Raw genomic sequence first — 17666 nt, 5'->3', positions numbered from 1 at the left:
TGATGCGGATGTCGGAGACGCTCGTCGTACGCGGAGCCCGCGAGCACAACCTGCGCAACGTGTCGATAGAGCTGCCCCGGGACAAGCTGATCGTGTTCACGGGGCTTTCCGGGTCGGGCAAGAGCTCGCTGGCCTTCGACACCATCTACGCCGAAGGTCAACGACGCTACGTGGAGTCGCTCTCGAGTTACGCCCGGCAGTTCCTCGGCCAGATGGACAAGCCCGACGTCGACTTCATCGAGGGCCTGTCCCCGGCGATCTCGATCGACCAGAAGTCCGCCTCTCGCAACCCTCGATCGACGGTCGGGACCATCACCGAGATCTACGACTACCTGCGGTTGCTGTACGCCCGCGTCGGGGTGCCGCACTGCCCGAGGGACGGCACCGTCGTCCAGCGCCAGACCCCCCAGCAGATCGTGGACCGGATCCTGGAGCTGCCCGACGGCACCCGCTTCCAGGTCCTGGCGCCGGTCGTGCGGGGCAGGAAGGGCGAGTACCAGAGCCTGCTCGAGGAGCTCGCCGGGCAGGGGTACGCCCGGGCCCGCATCGACGGGGAGGTCTACGAGCTGTCGGACCCGCCCAAGCTGGCTCGTTACGAGGTGCACACCATCGAGGTGGTGGTGGACCGGCTGGTGCGCCGCGACGGCATCGAGCGCCGGTTGACCGACTCGTTGGAGACCGCGCTGGGCCTGGCGGAGGGGGTGGCCGAGGTGCAGTTGGTGCCCCGCTCGGCCGAGGGTTCGGGCCGCGACGCCGCCGGTGGCGAGGCCGCGGCCGACACCGAGGAGATCCTCACCTTCTCCCAGCACCTGGCCTGCCCGACCTGCGGCTTGTCCTTCGACGAGCCGGCGCCGCGCAACTTCTCGTTCAACTCGCCCTACGGGGCGTGCGCGAACTGCGACGGCCTCGGTACCCGCTTCGAGGTCGACCCCGAGCTGGTCGTCCCCGACCCGGACGCGTCGATAGAGGGCGGTGCCATCGCCGCCTGGGGCGGCGCCCGCGGGGAGTACTTCGCCCGGGTCCTGGCGTCGGTGGCCGAGACCTACGGGTTCAGCACCGACACGCCGTGGCGGGAGCTGAAGAAATCGGAGCAGAAGGTGCTGCTCTACGGCTCCGGCACCAAGCAGATCCACGTCCAATACCGCAACCGCTACGGCCGGACCCGCTCGTACCACACCCAGTACGAAGGGGTCGTGCCCTACCTGCAGCGCCGGCACACCGAGGCGGAGTCCGATCACCTGCGGGAGACCATCGAGGGGTACATGCGGGAGGTGCCCTGCCCGACGTGCGCGGGCGCTCGCTTGAAGCCCGAGAGCCTGGCGGTCACCGTGGCCGGCCACAACATCTTCGACCTGTGCGACCTGTCGCTTCGGGACGCGACCAGGATCATGGGCGGCTTGGAGCTGACCGAGCGCGACCACTTGATCGCCGACCGGGTCCTCAAAGAGATCCAGGCTCGGATGCAGTTCCTCCTCGATGTCGGTCTCGACTACCTGAGCCTCAACCGGTCGGCGGCGACGCTGGCTGGCGGCGAGGCCCAGCGGATCCGGCTGGCCTCCCAGATCGGCAGCGGCCTGGTCGGGGTGCTCTACGTCCTTGACGAGCCGTCCATCGGCCTGCACCAGCGGGACAACCGGAAGCTGATCGACACCCTCCTCCGGCTACGCGACCTCGGCAACACGGTGATCGTGGTGGAGCACAACGAGGACACCATCCGCGTCGCCGACTACGTCGTCGACATCGGGCCAGGCGCCGGTGAGCACGGGGGGAATGTCGTCGTCGCGGGGCCAGTCAGCAAGCTCCTCAAGTCCCGTCAGTCCATCACCGGGCAGTACCTGACCGGGCGCCGGAAGATCCCGGTGCCCGCGGTACGGCGCGAGCCAAAGGGCTACCTGACCGTCCGCGGCGCGCGGGAGCACAACTTGAAGGGAATCGACGTAGAGTTCCCCCTCGGGTGCCTCGTAGCGGTGACCGGGGTCTCCGGGTCGGGCAAGTCGACATTGGTCAACGACATCCTGCTGCGCTCGCTGATGCAGCGGATCTACAAGTCCAAGGACGTGCCCGGCCGGCACCGCCGCATCGAGGGAGCCGAGCAGCTCGACAAGGTCATCAGCATCGACCAGTCGCCGATCGGGCGGACGCCGCGCTCCAACCCCGCCACCTACACCGGGGTCTTCGACCACATCCGGCGGTTGTTTTCGACCACGACCGAGGCCAAGGTTCGCGGCTACCAGCCCGGCCGGTTCTCCTTCAACGTCAAGGGCGGCCGGTGCGAGGCGTGCGCCGGTGACGGGACGATCAAGATCGAGATGCACTTCCTGCCCGACGTCTACGTGCCCTGCGAGGTGTGCAAAGGGGCCCGCTACAACCGCGACACCCTCGACATCCAGTTCAAGGGCAAGAACATCTCCGAGGTCCTCGACATGCCATGCGAGGAGGCGCTCGGCTTCTTCGCCAATCAGCCGGTCATCGCCCGCCACATGCAGACGCTGGTCGACGTCGGGCTCGGCTACGTCCGTCTCGGCCAGCCCGCCCCGACCCTCTCCGGCGGCGAGGCGCAACGCATCAAGCTGGCGTCGGAGCTGGCCAAGCGCTCCACCGGGCACACCGCCTACGTACTCGACGAGCCGACCACCGGCCTCCACTTCGAGGACATCCGCAAGCTGCTCACCGTGCTGTCCCGCCTGGTCGACCAGGGCAACAGCGTGCTGGTAATCGAGCACAACCTCGATGTCATCAAGACCGCGGACTGGATCATCGACATGGGGCCCGAAGGCGGCGACGGGGGAGGGACGGTGATCGTGGAGGGCACCCCAGAGACGGTGGCGAAGACCCGCGACAGCTACACCGGCCAGTTCCTGGTGCCACTGCTCGGCATGGACTGAGCGGGGCGGGCGCCCCATGGTGCTGCTCCGGCTGCTCACCACCCACCTTCGCCGTTACCGGGGCCTCCTGGCCGCCGCGGTCGCCCTGCAGTTCGTACAGACCATGGCGACGCTGTTCCTGCCCACGCTCAACGCCGACATCATCGACAAAGGCGTGCTCACCAAGAACACCGGCTACATCTGGCGCCTCGGCGGCGTGATGCTGGTCGTCGCGGCCGGGCAGGTCGCCTTCTCCATCGCCGCGACCTACTTCGGGGCCAAGGCGGCCATGGGCTTCGGGAGGGACGTCCGCGGGGGCCTGTTCCACCGGGTCACCGGGTTCTCGGCCCGCGAGGTGGGCCAGTTCGGTGCGCCGTCGCTGATCACCCGTATCACCAACGACGTGCAGCAGGTCCAGATCCTGGTGGTCATGACCCTGACGCTGTTCGTCGCGGCCCCGATCATGCTGGTCGGGGGGATCGTGATGGCGGTGCGGGAGGATGGCCCGCTGTCGGTCGTGCTCGTCGTCAGCATCCCGGCGATGCTCGTCGGCCTCGGCATGGTCGTGGTCCGGATGGTCCCGCAGTTCCAGGCCATGCAGATCCGCCTGGACCGGGTCAACCAGGTCCTCCGGGAGCAGATCACCGGCATCCGGGTGGTCAGGGCGTTCGTGCGCGAACCCGAGGAAGGGGAGCGGTTCGCGGTCGCCAACGACGAGCTGACCGCCAACTCGCTGCGGGCGGGGCGGCTGATGGCGTTCATGTTCCCGATCGTCATGCTCGTCCTCAACGGGTCGAGCGCCGCGGTGCTGTGGCTCGGCGCGGACCGGATCGGCGCCGGTCGCATGCAGATCGGGGCGCTGATCGCCTTCCTCAGCTATCTGGTCCAGATCCTGATGTCGGTCATGATGGCGACGTTCGTGGCGATGATGTGGCCCCGGGCGGCGGTCTGCGCCGAGCGGATCCAAGACGTCTTGTCCACCGCTTCGTCGGTCGTGGCTCCCGCCGTTCCTGTCACCGCGCTCCGGCTGCGCGGCACGTTGGAGCTGCAGGGCGTCGGGTTCCACTACCCCCGCGCCGAGGCGCCGGTCCTCTCCGACATCTCGCTGCGGGCCCTTCCCGGGCAGACCACCGCGATCATCGGGAGCACCGGCGCCGGCAAGACGACCCTGCTCAGCCTGGTGCCCCGCCTCTTCGACGTCACCAGCGGCAAGGTCCTCGTCGACGGCGCCGACGTCCGGGACATCGAACCGCAGCTGCTCTGGAGCCGGATCGGATTGGTGCCCCAGAAGCCCTACCTGTTCTCCGGGACGGTGGCCAGCAACCTCCGCTACGCAGACCCCGACGCCTCCGACACCGACTTGTGGGCCGCGCTCGAGGTGGCCCAGGCCCGGGATTTCGTGGCGGCCATGCCCGGCGGCCTCGAGGCGCCGATCGCCCAGGGGGGCAGCAACGTGTCGGGCGGCCAGCGCCAGCGCCTGGCCATCGCCCGGGCGCTGGTGCGCAAGCCGGAGATATTCCTCTTCGACGACTCGTTCTCCGCTCTCGACCTGGCCACCGACGCCCGGCTGCGAGCCGCGCTGGCGCCGGTCACCGCCGCCGCGACGGTTCTCATCGTCGCCCAGCGAGTGTCCACCATCGCCGGCGCCGACCAGATCCTGGTGTTGGAGGACGGGCGGGCCGTCGGCCTGGGCACCCACCGCCAGCTGATCGCCTCCTGCCCGACCTACGCCGAGATCGTGGCCTCTCAGGTCACCGCCGAAGAGGCGGCGTGAGCGGCCCGCTGCCGGCCGCGGCCGACGGTGCAGGGGCGGCCGACGGCGCAGGGGCGGCCGTGGCCGCGGCCGGACCGCCGCCGGCCCCGCCCGGGCCGCCGCCGTCCGCCCGGAGCGGGTTCGGCGGCCGGATGGGAGCGGCGGGGATGCCCGTCGAGCGGTCGAAGGACCTGCGGACGTCGAGCCGGCGCCTGGCCCAGCGGCTCCGCCCCGAGCGGGCCGGGCTGGTCCTAGTCGCCGGTCTGGCCGTCGGCAGCGTGATCCTGGCCGTCTTGGGACCGAAGATCCTCGGTCACGCCACCGACGTGATCCTCACCGGGGTCCGTCGACGCCGGATCGACTACCGCCAGCTGCACCAGGTGCTGTACCTGGCGGCCGGCGCCTACGTCGCCTCGTCGGTCCTCGCCTACCTGCAGTCCTACACGCTGGCGGGGATCGTGCAGCGCACGATGTACCGGCTGCGCGGCGACGTCGAGACCAAGCTCAACCGCTTCCCGCTGGCTTACATCGACGGCCAGCCTCGCGGTGACCTCCTCAGCCGGGTCACCAACGACATCGACAACCTGGCCCAGAGCCTGCAGCAGACGCTCAGCCAGCTGCTCACCTCGCTGCTCACCGTCGTCGGGGTCGTGGTCATGATGCTGGTCATCTCGCCGCTGCTGGCCGTCGTCGCGCTGGTCACCATCCCGCTGTCGCTGATCGTGATCAGGGTGATCGCCAAACGGTCGCGGACCCGGTTCGTGGCCCAGTGGACCCACACCGGGTCGCTCAACGCGCTGGTCGAGGAGACCTTCACCGGGCACGCGCTGGTCAAGGTGTTCGGCCGCCAGCACGACGTCGAGGCCCGCTTCAACGACAAGAACGAGCAGCTGTTCGCGGCCAGCTTCGGCGCCCAGTTCGTCTCCGGGATCATCCAGCCGGCCATGATGTTCCTCGGCAACCTCAACTTCGTGGCTGTCGCGGTGGTCGGCGGGTTGCGGGTGGCGTCGGGGACGATGAGCCTGGGCGACATCCAGGCGTTCATCCAGTACTCCCGCCAGTTCACCCAGCCGATCACCCAGCTGGCGTCCATGGCCAACGTGCTGCAGTCGGGGATCGCGTCGGCGGAGCGGATATTCGAGCTCCTCGACGGACCGGAGGAGCCCGACGACTCGATGTTCTTGCCGCGAGGCGCCGAGGCTGGCGTCCCGGCCCGAGGCAGGGTCGAGTTCGAGCGCGTGTCGTTCTCCTACGACCCGGCCAACCCGCTCATCGAGGACCTGTCCCTGGTGGCCGAACCGGGTCAGACCGTCGCCATCGTCGGTCCCACCGGCGCCGGCAAGACGACCCTGGTCAACTTGATCATGCGGTTCTACGACGTCGACGCCGGGCGCATAACCCTCGATGGCAACGACATCGCGACGATGCGCCGCCGGGACCTGCGGGCCAACATGGGGATGGTGCTCCAAGACACCTGGCTCTTCGGCGGCACCATCCGGGAAAACATCGCGTTCGGGAACCTCCGGGCGAGCGAGGGGCAGATCCTCGAGGCGGCCCGAGCCACCTACGTCGACCGCTTCGTCCACTCCCTCCCGGACGGCTACGACACCGTCATCGACGACGAGGGCGGCACGGTAAGCGCCGGCGAGAAGCAGCTGCTGACCATCGCCCGGGCGTTCCTCGCGGACCCCGCCATCCTCATCCTCGACGAGGCGACCAGCTCCGTCGACACCCGCACCGAGGTCCTCATTCAGCACGCGATGGCCGCGCTGCGCTCCAACCGGACCAGTTTCGTGATCGCGCATCGCCTCTCCACGATCCGCGATGCCGACACCATCATCGTGATGGAGTCCGGGCGCATCGTCGAGCAGGGCAACCACGAGCAGCTGTTGGCCCGCCAGGGTCCCTACCACGCCCTCTACAACGCCCAGTTCGCGGCGGCGGCCGTCGAGCTGGGCTGATGTTTCGCCGGCGCCGACCGGAGTCGGCCCGGCGCGGACCAGACTGACGGCGGAACGGAGCGACCAAGGAGGACCGTGGTGGCCGTGCTCGCGGTCAAGCCAGCGGCGCCGGACGGCCCGGTGTCAGCGCGACCCATCTGGGCTCGACCGCGGCTGGTCTTGCTCTGCGTGGTCGTACCCCTCCTGGAGCTGGCCGGCCTGTGGGCGTCGGGTGCGTCCGGCGACCGTTCGCTGGCGCCGCAGGTCACCGCGCCGGCGCCGTGGGACATCTTCCACGACCTTCGCTGGACGCTGGTGATCCACAACTCCTGGTGGTCGCTGGCCCTCGAAGGCCTGGGCATCCTGGTGGTGCGCACCTGGCTCGACACCCTGATCGTGCAGCTGGCATGGCCCGACCACCTGGAGCGACCCCGCCTCCGGGCCCAGGCCCGCCGGACGCTGCTGTGGGTGACGGTCACCGGCGCGCTCCTGTTGCCCTGGACGGTGCTGGCGTTCGGGCTCGACGTCGTGTCGATCTCGTGGCTGTTTTTCGGCGCGGTGCCCCCGGTCATCGTCGTCGCGATGGTCATGCACCGCGGTCCGGTCACCGGCAGCTGGTGGCGGGGCGTCCCGCCGTGGCGAGGGGTCGGCTGGATCCTGCTCACCTTCGTCGTGGAGTCGGCGACCGGCCTGGTCCTCGGTGTCGCCCCCGCCGGCCTGTGGCCGGTCGCGGTCGCCGCCGGCGGGTTGTTCAACGCCTGGGCCTGGATGGGTGTGGTGGGCGCCGCCGGCGGGCGGGTCCGAGCCCGGAAGGTCCCGGTAGCACCAACGGTCGCGGTCGGGATGGTGGCGGTCGCGGTGGTCGGCGCGACCATCGCCTTCCGTGTCGTCGCGGTCCCGGCCAGGGGAGCGGCCCTGCCCGCGCCTCCCCCCTCAAGCGGCCCCCCGGTGCTGATCGTCGGCGGGTTCGACAGCCAGCTGCAAGGCGCCGACGCCCACCCGATCCCCGGCCCCTACAACGAGGTGCGGTACTCGTACTCGGGCCTCGACCCGGCCGGCGAGCCGCGGCCCTACCTTCCGGCGGCCACCCACCAGTCGATCGACGCGTCGGTCCAGCAGCTGGCCGCCCAGGTCGGCTCCCTGCACCGGCGAACCGGGCAGCTCGTGGCCCTGGTCGCGGAAAGCGAAGGGTCGCTCATCGCCCGCACCTACCTGGCTGCCGATCCGGGCGCCCCGGTCGACCGGGTCATCCTGCTCAGCCCCCTTCAGGAGCCGGGCCGAGTGTTTTACCCCGTGGCCGGGCACCAGGGCTACGGGGTACTGACCGGCTATGCGCTGCGCGCCCTCACCAACCTCCTGGGCGGGATCTCGCCGGTGGACCTGCCCGCGGACAGCCCCTTTCTCCGCTCCATCGTCGACCACTCCGGGGAGTTGCGTGACCTGCTCGCGTGCCCCACGGCGATGCCCGAGGCGCTGGTCGAGCCGCTCGCCGACGCGGTCGCCGATCCAAGCACCCCGGCCCGGGTGCCGAGCGTGGTGGTGCCGGCCTTCCACGGTGGGCTTCTCACCGACCGGCGGGCTCAGCGGGAGGTCGCGACGCTGCTGGCGGGCGGCCGGGTGGAGTCGGACCGCGCGCTGGAGGCGATCGACCGGGCCGTTCGCCTGGCCGCTGCGCCCTGGCAGGTGCCGGCCCTGCCGCTGGCGGTCACCGTCGGCGGCAGCGACCACCCGACCTGCGCGGCCATGGAGGCCGACATCCAGCGGTGGATCGCCCTCCGGAGCTGAGCGGGCGGCCGCCGCCGGGGCTCCGCCCGCGGCGGTCAGGCGATGGCCAGCATCCGCTCCAGCGCCACCTTGGCGTCAGCCGCGGTGGCCGGGTCGACGGTTATGCGGTTGACGACGGCGCCCTCGACCAGGGATTCCAGGACCCAGCACAGGTGGGGGGCGTCGATGCGGAACATGGTCGAGCAAGGGCAGACCAGCGGGTCGAGGCTCACCACGGTGAGATCCGGGTGCTCGTCGTCGAGCCGCTGCACCAGATGGATCTCCGTGGCCACCGCGATGACCGACCCGGCCGGCGCCGCGTCGACGGCTTTGATGATGGCGTCGGTGGACCCGACCACGTCACCGAGCGCCACGACGTCGTGCGCGCACTCCGGGTGGACGAACACCAGACCGTCGGGGTGGGCAGCCCGGAACGCCTCGACGTGAGCGGGACGGAACCGCTGGTGGACCGAGCAGTGGCCCTTCCAGAGCAGGAAGCGAGCCTCTTTCACCCTGCGATCCTCGAGGCCGCCCATCTCCCGGCGGGGATCCCAGACCGCCATGTCCGACTCGGCGAAACCCAGTTGGTAGGCGGTGTTGCGCCCGAGATGCTGGTCCGGGAAGAACAGGACCTTGGTATCCGGTCCGTGCTGCTCCAAAGCCCACGTCAGCACGGCCCGGGCGTTCGAGGACGTGCAGACCGCCCCTCCATGCCGGCCGACGAAGGCCTTCAGCGCCGCGGAGGAGTTCATGTAGGTGATGGGCACCACCGACGTGATGTCGGTCACTCCCGAGATCGCCTCCCAGGCCTCCTCGACCGACTCCAGGTCGGCCATATCGGCCATCGAGCACCCGGCGTTGAGGTCGGGCAGAACCACCTGCTGGTGGTCGCCGGTCAAGATGTCAGCCGACTCGGCCATGAAGTGGACCCCGCAGAACACCACGAACTCGGCGTCGCGGGCGTCCGCCGCCAGGCGCGACAACCCGAAGGAATCCCCGCGGGCGTCGGCCCAACGCATCACCTCGTCGCGCTGGTAGTGGTGGCCCAGGATCATCACCCGGTCTCCGAGCGTGGATTTGGCCTTCGCGATCCGCCTCGACAGCTCGTCGGCGGTGGCGTCGGTGTAACCCTCGGGAAGCGGCGACTGAAGGCGGAGACCAGATTGACGGTTCGACACGGTGAAACCCCCTGGGAAGGAGCACCTCGCTAACTCGGTCGGCGGGGACAGCCCGGTCGCCCGTCCGCGGGTATGTCGACCGCGAGGTGGATATGTCGCCGGATACCGGGCCGGCGTAGCGATGATCATAGGGCGGGCGGCGACGATGTGCCGCCCAGCTTTTCGACGACCGCGTGAGTTCCCCCGCTGCGTGGCACCAGGTTCGGGTCGCGGTTCGGGCAGAGTGGGACCAATGCTGCAGCGCCCACCGGCGGGGACGATTCCTGACGCCCCCGGCTCATACCAGTTCCGCGACCGCGACGGCCGGGTCATCTACGTGGGCAAGGCGAAGTCGCTGCGCAGCCGGCTGTCCAACTACTTCCAGAACCCGGCCAACCTGCTGCCCCGCACCGCCCAGATGGTGGCATCGGCCGAAAGCGTCGAGTGGATCCAGGTCCGCAACGACGTCGAGGCTCTCATGCTCGAGTACAGCCTCATCAAGCAGTACAAGCCGCGTTTCAACGTCCGACTGCGAGACGACAAGAGCTATCCGTTCCTGGCGGTCACCGTCGGCGACGAGTGGCCCCGGGCGATGGTCCGCCGGGGAGCCAAGGACAAGGGCAGCCGCTACTTCGGCCCCTACGCCCACGCCTACGCCATCAGGGAGACCCTCGACTCCCTGCTGCGCACCTTCCCGATCCGTACCTGCAGCGACAACAAGTTCCGCTCGCACGAACGCCAGGGGCGGCCCTGCCTGCTGTTCCACATCGAGAAGTGCTCCGGCCCGTGCATCGGTGCCATCGACCACGGTCCCTACGTCGGGCTGATCGGCGAGCTGATCGCCTTCCTCGAGGGTGACACCGAGCCGATCGTCCGCCGGCTGGAAGCGGAGATGGTCGCGGCCGCCGACGCGTTGGAGTTCGAGCGGGCCGCCCGGCTTCGGGACCGGCTCACCGCGGTGCGCAAGGCCATAGAGAAGCAGCAGATGGTCACCGAGAAGTCCGAGGACTTGGACTGTTTCGGGCTCGTCGAGGACGAGCTGGAAGCCGCGGTGCAGGTCTTCTACGTCCGGCGCGGCCGGGTAGTCGGACGTAAAGGCTACATATTGGACAAAGTGGAGGACGTCGATCGGGCTCAGCTGGTCGCGCAAATCCTGGAGCAGCACTACGCCGATGCCCCGCTCGGCGTTCCCCCCCTGGTCGTGGTCCCCGACGCTCCGGAGGACCCCGACGTGGTGGGGGAGTGGCTGGCGGTGCAGCGCTCCGAGGCGGCGCCGGCCCTGGCCGCGGCCCTCGGATCCGCGGGGCTGGCCCGGGGCGGGGCGACGCCGGGCGGGTCGGCCTCCGTCAGCCCGGCCTTCTCCGCGCTGGCCTCGGACGGGTCCGCCCTTGAGGCGGGCGAGGCCGGTCCGGACGCGCCGGCGCGGCGCAGGTCCGCGGTCGGCGACGTCGAGTGGTGGGCCGCCAACTCCCGCTACCGAGTCGAGCGCAGCGTCAACCCGTCCGCCCGGGCCGGCTCCCACGTCGAGATCCGGGTGCCGGCCCGGGGCGACAAGCGGGCCCTGCTCGAGATGGTCACCCGCAACGCCAAGGAGGAGTTCACCCGCCACCGCCTGAAGCGGGCGTCGGACCACAACGCTCGGGCTCGCGCCCTGACCGCGCTCCAAGACGCCCTCGACCTGCCCGAGTCGCCGTTGCGAATCGAGTGCTACGACATGAGCCACCTGCAGGGCACCGACTACGTCGGCTCGATGGTCGTGATGGAGGACGGGATGCCTCGCCCGTCGGAGTACCGCCGCTTCAAGGTGAAGACCGTCGACCAAAACGACGACTTCGCCTCCATGGGCGAGGTGCTGACCCGCCGGCTCACCGCTTACCTGATCGAACGGGACAAACCGATCGAGGAGCGCAAGCGCCGCTTCGCCTACCCGCCGCAGCTCCTCCTCGTCGACGGCGGCAAAGGCCAGCTCGGCGTGGCCGTCAAGGTCCTCGAAGAGCTCGGGCTCGAAGATGAGATACCGGTGGCGTCGCTGGCCAAGCAGTTCGAAGAGGTCTACCTGCCCGGACAGGCCGACCCGGTCCGCATCCCCCGCTCCTCCGAGGCTCTCTACCTACTCCAGCAGATCCGCGACGAGGCGCACCGGTTCGCGATCACCTACCACCGGCAACTGCGGGCCAAGCGGATGACCACCTCGGTGCTCGACGGCATTCCCGGCCTCGGTCCGACCAGGCGCAAGCGGCTGGTGAAAGAGATGGGTGGGCTCCCCGCGGTCAAAGCCGCTCCGCTCGAGTCGCTGCGGTCGCTCACCTGGCTGCCAGACACGGTCGCCGACGCGGTTTACGCCAAGATCCACGCCCCGTCCTAAGGTCCGCTGTCGTGGACGAGCGCGACCAGTTGTGGGAGATCAACGCGGCCTGGTGGCAAGCCGGCTTCACCGAGGGAGCCGACGAGGAGTACACCGAGCAGCTGCTCCCGCTGGCGGCCCAGCATCTGGCCGGAGCGGCACGCATCCTCGACGTCGGCTGCGGTGAGGGTCAGATCACCCGCCTGGCGGCGGCGCTGCCCGGCGTCACCACCGCGGTCGGGGTCGACCCGACCTGGGCCCAGCTGACCGCGGCCGCCTCCCGCTCGCAAGCTGCGTTGCTGGCCCGGGCCGGAGCCGCGTCGCTCCCGTTCCGCACCGGGTCGTTCGACGCGGCCATCGCCTGCCTGGTCTTCGAGCACATCGTCGCCGTCGACGAGGCGATCGCCGAGGTCGCCCGGGTCCTCGCGCCGGGCGGAAGGTTCGTGTTCATGCTGAACCACCCGCTGCTGCAGACCCCCGGATCGGGATGGATCGACGACCACATCCTAGAAGAGCAGTACTGGCGGATCGGGCCGTACCTGATCGAGGACGAGGGGGTCGAGGAGGTCGACAAGGACGTGTTCATCCCCTTCATCCACCGGCCGGTCTCCCGTTACGTCAACGCGATGGCCGCCAACGGGCTGTTCGTGACCCGGATGGAAGAGCCGGCGCCACCGCCCGGGTTCCTGGCCCGGGCCGCCGAGTACGAGCACGCCGCCACCATCCCCCGCCTCCTCCTGCTGCGGGCCGAGAAGCTGGTCAGGCCGGCCGGCTGATCGTCCCCCCGCCCCGCCCGGAAGGCCGCCGCGTCGCCGTTGAGGCGACGCGGCGCCACCCTGCGACCGTCGCCCCGCCACAATGGGGGCGTGGCCGAGTACCTGATCATCACCGGGCTGTCGGGAGCGGGCCGGTCGCAGGCCGGCGCCACCCTGGAGGACATGGGGTGGTTCGTCATCGACAACATGCCCACCGCGCTGATCACCAAGGTGGCCGAGCTGGTCGGCGCTCCGGGCAGCGAGACCGACCGGGTGGCCCTAGTGGTCGGCCGGGACGCCGGCCAGCTGGAGGACCTCAAGGCGGCCGTGACCCAGCTGCGGGTCGGGTCGCGGGTCAAGGTGCTCTTTCTCGAGGCCACCGACGAGGTCCTCATCAGGCGGTTCGAGGGCACCCGCCGGCGCCACCCTCTCGGGCGCGAAGGGGTCACCGAGGCCATCGCGTTGGAACGTGAGCGGCTCGAGCCGATCCGGGAGCTGGCCGACGTGGTCGTCGACACCAGCGAGCTCAACGTCCACCAGCTCCGGGAGCGGCTGAACGACCTGTTCACCGCGGACGAGTCCGATTCCATGCAGCTGTCGCTGCTCAGCTTCGGGTTCAAGCACGGCGTGCCTCTCGACGTCGACAGCGTGTTCGACTGCCGGTTCCTGCCCAACCCGCATTGGGTCGAGGAGCTGCGACCGCTCACCGGCCTGGACGAACCGGTCCGCGACTACGTGCTTGGCAGCGAGGACGCCAAGCAGTTCATCGCCAAGCTCGACGACCTCCTGGCGTTCCTCCTCCCGGCGTACGTCAAGGAGGGCAAGTCGTATCTGACGATCGCGGTCGGGTGTACCGGTGGCCACCACCGCTCGGTGGCCATCGTCGAGGAGCTGGCCCGCCGGGTCCGCGCGTACGGTTTCGATCCTGGGGTGCACCACCGGGACATCGCCCGTTGAGCGGCGGCCCCCGGGTCGTCGCCATCGGGGGAGGTCACGGCCTGTCCGCCACGCTGCGGGCGGCGCGCACCTACGCCGGCGACCTGACCGCGATCGTGTCGGTGGCCGACGACGGCGGGTCGAGCGGCCGGCTGCGGCGCCAGTTCGCCATCCCGGCCCCCGGCGATCTCCGCCGCTGCCTGGTGGCGGTGGCGGAGCCCAACTCTCCGTGGGCCGGGGCCTTCGAGTACCGCTTCCCCGACGAGGCGGGCGGCGACCTGGCCGGCCATGCGCTCGGCAACCTCATCATCGCCGGCTTGGCCGGCGTGACCGGCGAGTTCGCCGAGGCTCTCAGACTGGCCGCGGAGTTGCTCAACGCCGACGCCCAGGTGTTACCGGCGACCGTCGAGGCGGTCGACCTGGTCGGCTCCATGGGGGGCGTCGAGGTCCGCGGCCAGGTGCGGATCCAGGAGGCCGAGGGAGAGGTGCGCGACCTCCACGTGCTCCCGCCGGACGCACCGGCGCCCGCCGCGGCGCGCGACGCCATCGCTCGCGCCGACCAGGTGATCCTCGGGCCGGGGAGCTTGTTCACCAGCGTGCTGGCGGCGTGCGTCGTGCCCGACATCGCCGCCGCGCTGGCCGGGCGGGCAGGAGGGCGGGTGTATGTCTGCAACCTCCGCCCGGAGATCCCCGAGACCACCGGCTACCGGCCCCTCGACCACCTGCAGGCCCTCGTCGACCACGGCATCAACGTCGACGCGGTGCTTTGCGACCCTCGCTGGTGGGGCGCGCCCGACGGTGAGCCGCCCCCCGAGCTGGGCGCCGCCGGGCCCCGGCTGCTAACCCGGGACCTGGCGCTCGACCCCTACGCCGGCCACGACGCCGGCCTCCTGGCGGAGGCCCTCCGCTCCCTCCTTTGAACCGCCACCGCCGTCCAGCAGCGAGAACGCGCAGCAATTGCCAGGGAGGGGGTTCATCGACTGTCATGGGGTGAGCAGGAGGCTGCTCGGCCGCCGGCCCGACATGGGTGCTGTGCCGGCGGATCGTGGATTCGAGCACCCAGAGGAACCGGCAAAGGGAGCGCATCGTGGCTGTCAGAGTGGGGATCAACGGCTTTGGGCGCATTGGGCGCAACTTCCTCAGGGCGACCCTGGCGGGGGGGAGCGACGTCGAGGTGGTGGGGGTCAACGACCTGGTCCCGACCGAGACCAACGCCCATCTCCTCAAGTACGACTCTGCCCACGGGACCCTCGCCGCGACGGTGACCCACACCCAGTCGTCGATCACCGTCGGCGACCGCGAGGTCAAGGTCTTCGCGGAGCGGGATCCGAAGGCCCTCCCGTGGGGCGACCTCGGGGTGGATGTCGTGATCGAGTCGACCGGGATCTTCACCGATCGGGAGAAGGCCGGCGCCCACATCGACGCCGGGGCCCCCCGGGTGATCATCTCCGCCCCGTCGAAGGACGCCGACGCCACCTTCGTCATCGGGGTGAACGACGACACCTTCGACCCTGACGCCCACACGATCGTGTCGAACGCGTCATGCACGACCAACTGCTTCGTCCCGATGATCAAGGTGCTAGACGACGCCTTCGGGGTCGACAAGGGCCTCATGACCACGGTCCACGCGTCCACCAACGACCAGAACCTCCTCGACTTGGCCCACAAGGACCTGCGCCGGGCCCGGGCGGCGTCGGTCAACATCGTCCCGGCCAGCACCGGCGCAGCGCGCGCGACCAGCCTGGTGCTCGAGTCGATGAAGGGGAAGCTCGACGGCAGCGCCCTGCGGGTGCCGGTGATCGACGGGTCGATCACCGACTTCACCGGGCTGCTGGGCCGCGACGTCACCGTCGAGGAGGTCAACGAGGCGTTCCGGGCCGCGGCCTCCAGCGGGCCGCTGGCCAAGGTCCTCACCTACGAGACCGCACCGATCGTGTCGTCCGACATCGTCGGTTCCGCCGCCAGCTGCACGTTCGACTCCTTGCTGACCATAACCATGGGGTCCCTGGTGAAGGTCTTCGGCTGGTACGACAACGAGTGGGGCTACTCCAACCGCCTGGTGGACCTGGCGGCCATCGTCGGCGCAGCCAACCAGTGAAGCTCCCCCTCCTCGAGGACCTGCCGTCGCCCGCCGGCAAGCGGGTCCTGGTGCGCTGCGACTTCAACGTCCCGATGAGCGGCGGTCGGATCACCGACGACCTGCGCATCCGGTTGCCGATCGAGACCATAACCTGGCTGCTGGACCACGGCGCGGCCAAGGTAACGACCTGCAGCCACCTCGGACGCCCCAAGGGGCAGCCCAACCCGAAGTACTCGATGGACCCGGTCCGGGTGCGCCTGATCGAGCTGCTGGAGGCTGCCGGGGCCGACGCCGGCAAGGTCGAGCTGCTCGAGAACCTGCGGTTCGACCCAGGAGAGGAGAAAGGATCCCCGGAGACGGTGGACCGCCTGGTCGAGGGCCAGGACCTCTACGTCAACGATGCGTTCGGCGCCGCCCACCGAGCCCACGCGTCAATCGTCGGGCCTCCGACCCGCCTCCCGTCGGCCGCCGGCCGGGTGCTGGCACGGGAGGTGGAGGTACTCGACACCCTGCTCGAGGGGGCGAAGCGCCCCTTCGTCGCGGTGCTCGGCGGCAGCAAGGTCAGCGACAAGCTGGGGGTCATCGAGGCCCTCATGGACAAAGTCGACGCGCTGATCGTCGGCGGCGGGATGTGCTTCACGTTCCTGGCGGCCCAGGGGCACCGGGTCGGAGCGTCGCTACTCGAGGCCGACCAGGTCGACAACTGCGCGCGGCTGCTCAAAGCGTCGACGCCGATCTTGTTGCCCGGCGACTTGACGGTCCTCAGCCCCGGCGGGCAGTTCGGCGCCGGGGTCGAGCCGAGCGGGGAGGTGCGCCAGGTCGGCGCCGAGGTGCCAGAGGGATGGACCGGCGTCGACATCGGACCCGGGACCGCCGCCGACTTCGCCGACGCCATCGCCGGGGCGTCCACCGTGTTTTGGAACGGGCCGATGGGCGTCTTCGAGGACCCGCGCTTCGCGGCGGGTACCCGAGCTGTGGCCGAGGCGGTGGCCGCGACCCGGGCGTTCACCGTCGTCGGAGGCGGTGACTCCGCCGCCGCCCTGGCCAGCTTCGGTCTGGCCGACCAGGTCGACCACGTGTCGACCGGCGGCGGCGCCTCCCTCGAGTACCTAGAGCGGGGGGACCTTCCGGGGCTCGCCGCGCTGCGCGAGTCGGTCTCGTCATGAGTGCAGCGGCGTGAGCAGGAAGCCGCTGGTGTCGGGCAACTGGAAGATGCACCACACCCATCTCGACGCCATCGCTTTCGTGCAGAAGCTGGCGTTCAGCCTCGACGCCGAAGACCACCGTCGCACGGACGTGTCGCTGCACCCGGCGTTCACCGCCCTGCGCTCCGTGCAGACGGTGCTCGACGCCGACAGGATCCCAGTAGCCCTAGGGGCCCAGGACGTGCACTGGGAGCAGAAGGGGGCGTTCACCGGGGAGATCAGCCCGCTGATGCTGGCCAAGCTCAACGTGAGCTACGTCATCGTCGGCCACTCCGAGCGCCGCCAGTACTTCGGCGAGACCGACGAGACGGTGAGCAAGAAGGTGCGGGCCGTCCTGGCGGCGGGCATGACCCCGATCATCTGCGTCGGCGAGAACGAGGAGCAGCGCGAAGCCGGCGGGGCCGAGGATCTCGTCGTCGGCCAGCTCGAGGCGGCGCTCCGCTCGGTCGCGCCTGAGGCGGTGGCTTCGCTCGTAGTGGCCTACGAGCCGATCTGGGCCATCGGGACCGGCCGAACCGCCACCCCCGACGATGCCCAGGCGATGGCGGCGGCGCTGCGGGCGGCGGTCGTCGCCGACCACGGGTCCGAAGCCGGCGCCGGCGTCCGCATCCAATACGGCGGCTCGGTCAACCCCGACAACGTCGCCGACATGCTCGGCGGCCCCGACGTCGACGGGGCTCTCGTCGGCGGGGCCAGCCTCGACGCCGAGGTGTTCGCTCGCCTGATCACCCAGCTGCGCCCAGGCTGAGAACCCTGAACGGTCCGGAGCGTCTGTTACAAGAGCAGCCAGGCCTTAACACACCTGTCTCGAATCGGCCGGAGCGCGGTGCTATGTTGCCTTCCCGCCACCTGAATGTCGGCTAAGAAA

General features: G+C 70.2%; 12 protein-coding genes. 11 read left to right on the top strand and 1 reads right to left on the bottom strand.

The window, feature by feature from the left end; all coding sequences use genetic code 11:
- Positions 1-8: 8 nt before the first annotated feature.
- The 4 genes from uvrA (at position 9) to K6U06_RS04135 (ending at position 8342) form a co-directional block, all read left to right on the top strand.
- Positions 9-2885, top strand: coding sequence for an excinuclease ABC subunit UvrA (gene uvrA / locus K6U06_RS04150; protein ID WP_262320637.1), 2877 nt, complete (start codon positions 9-11; stop codon positions 2883-2885).
- Positions 2886-2904: 19 nt separating this feature from the next.
- Positions 2905-4638 (top strand): ABC transporter ATP-binding protein, encoded by a 1734-nt coding sequence (locus K6U06_RS04145; RefSeq protein WP_410050984.1) that lies wholly within the window; start codon positions 2905-2907, stop codon positions 4636-4638.
- A gap of 59 nt (positions 4639-4697) precedes the next feature.
- A complete protein-coding gene (locus tag K6U06_RS04140; protein WP_410050983.1) occupies positions 4698-6578 on the top strand; it encodes an ABC transporter ATP-binding protein in 1881 nt (626 codons plus the stop codon).
- 78 nt (positions 6579-6656) lie between these two features.
- A complete protein-coding gene (locus K6U06_RS04135; protein ID WP_262320635.1) occupies positions 6657-8342 on the top strand; it encodes a hypothetical protein in 1686 nt (561 codons plus the stop codon).
- Positions 8343-8377: 35 nt separating this feature from the next.
- Here K6U06_RS04135 and nadA read toward each other — a convergent pair whose 3' ends face one another.
- Complete coding sequence (gene nadA / locus K6U06_RS04130; protein ID WP_262320634.1) at positions 8378-9499, bottom strand: quinolinate synthase NadA; 1122 nt, start codon at positions 9497-9499, stop codon at positions 8378-8380.
- Positions 9500-9731: 232 nt separating this feature from the next.
- Here nadA and uvrC point away from each other — a divergent pair, with 232 nt between their 5' ends.
- The 7 genes from uvrC (at position 9732) to tpiA (ending at position 17546) form a co-directional block, all read left to right on the top strand.
- Entirely contained in the window at positions 9732-11843 is a 2112-nt protein-coding gene (gene uvrC / locus K6U06_RS04125; protein ID WP_262320633.1) for an excinuclease ABC subunit UvrC, read from the top strand.
- Positions 11844-11854: 11 nt separating this feature from the next.
- Positions 11855-12598: a class I SAM-dependent methyltransferase gene (locus K6U06_RS04120; protein ID WP_262320632.1), complete on the top strand. Its 744-nt coding sequence runs from the start codon at positions 11855-11857 to the stop codon at positions 12596-12598.
- Between the two features lie 90 nt (positions 12599-12688).
- Complete coding sequence (gene rapZ, locus K6U06_RS04115) at positions 12689-13534, top strand: RNase adapter RapZ (protein ID WP_262320631.1); 846 nt, start codon at positions 12689-12691, stop codon at positions 13532-13534.
- Positions 13531-14433: a uridine diphosphate-N-acetylglucosamine-binding protein YvcK gene (yvcK, locus tag K6U06_RS04110; RefSeq protein WP_262320630.1), complete on the top strand. Its 903-nt coding sequence runs from the start codon at positions 13531-13533 to the stop codon at positions 14431-14433. Before rapZ ends, yvcK begins: the two co-directional genes overlap by 4 nt.
- Before the next feature lie 167 nt (positions 14434-14600).
- On the top strand, positions 14601-15611 hold the full coding sequence (gene gap / locus K6U06_RS04105; protein WP_262320629.1) for a type I glyceraldehyde-3-phosphate dehydrogenase: 1011 nt from the start codon (positions 14601-14603) through the stop codon (positions 15609-15611).
- Complete coding sequence (locus tag K6U06_RS04100) at positions 15608-16759, top strand: phosphoglycerate kinase (RefSeq protein ID WP_262320628.1); 1152 nt, start codon at positions 15608-15610, stop codon at positions 16757-16759. Before gap ends, K6U06_RS04100 begins: the two co-directional genes overlap by 4 nt.
- A 10-nt stretch (positions 16760-16769) precedes the next feature.
- Complete coding sequence (gene tpiA, locus K6U06_RS04095) at positions 16770-17546, top strand: triose-phosphate isomerase (protein ID WP_262320627.1); 777 nt, start codon at positions 16770-16772, stop codon at positions 17544-17546.
- Positions 17547-17666: the final 120 nt, after the last annotated feature.

Origin of the sequence: Acidiferrimicrobium sp. IK, from assembly GCF_025499425.1 — a bacterium.
In the GTDB taxonomy this organism is placed as follows: Bacteria; Actinomycetota; Acidimicrobiia; order Acidimicrobiales; family Palsa-688; genus Acidiferrimicrobium.
This window is presented reverse-complemented; position numbering and strand designations above follow the sequence as displayed.

Bases quoted from the DNA above. Each gene is read 5' to 3' on its own strand.
- uvrA (WP_262320637.1), top strand. From the start codon at position 9: ATGTCGGAGACGCTCGTCGTACGCGGAGCCCGCGAGCACAACCTGCGC.
- uvrC (WP_262320633.1), top strand. From the start codon at position 9,732: ATGCTGCAGCGCCCACCGGCGGGGACGATTCCTGACGCCCCCGGCTCA.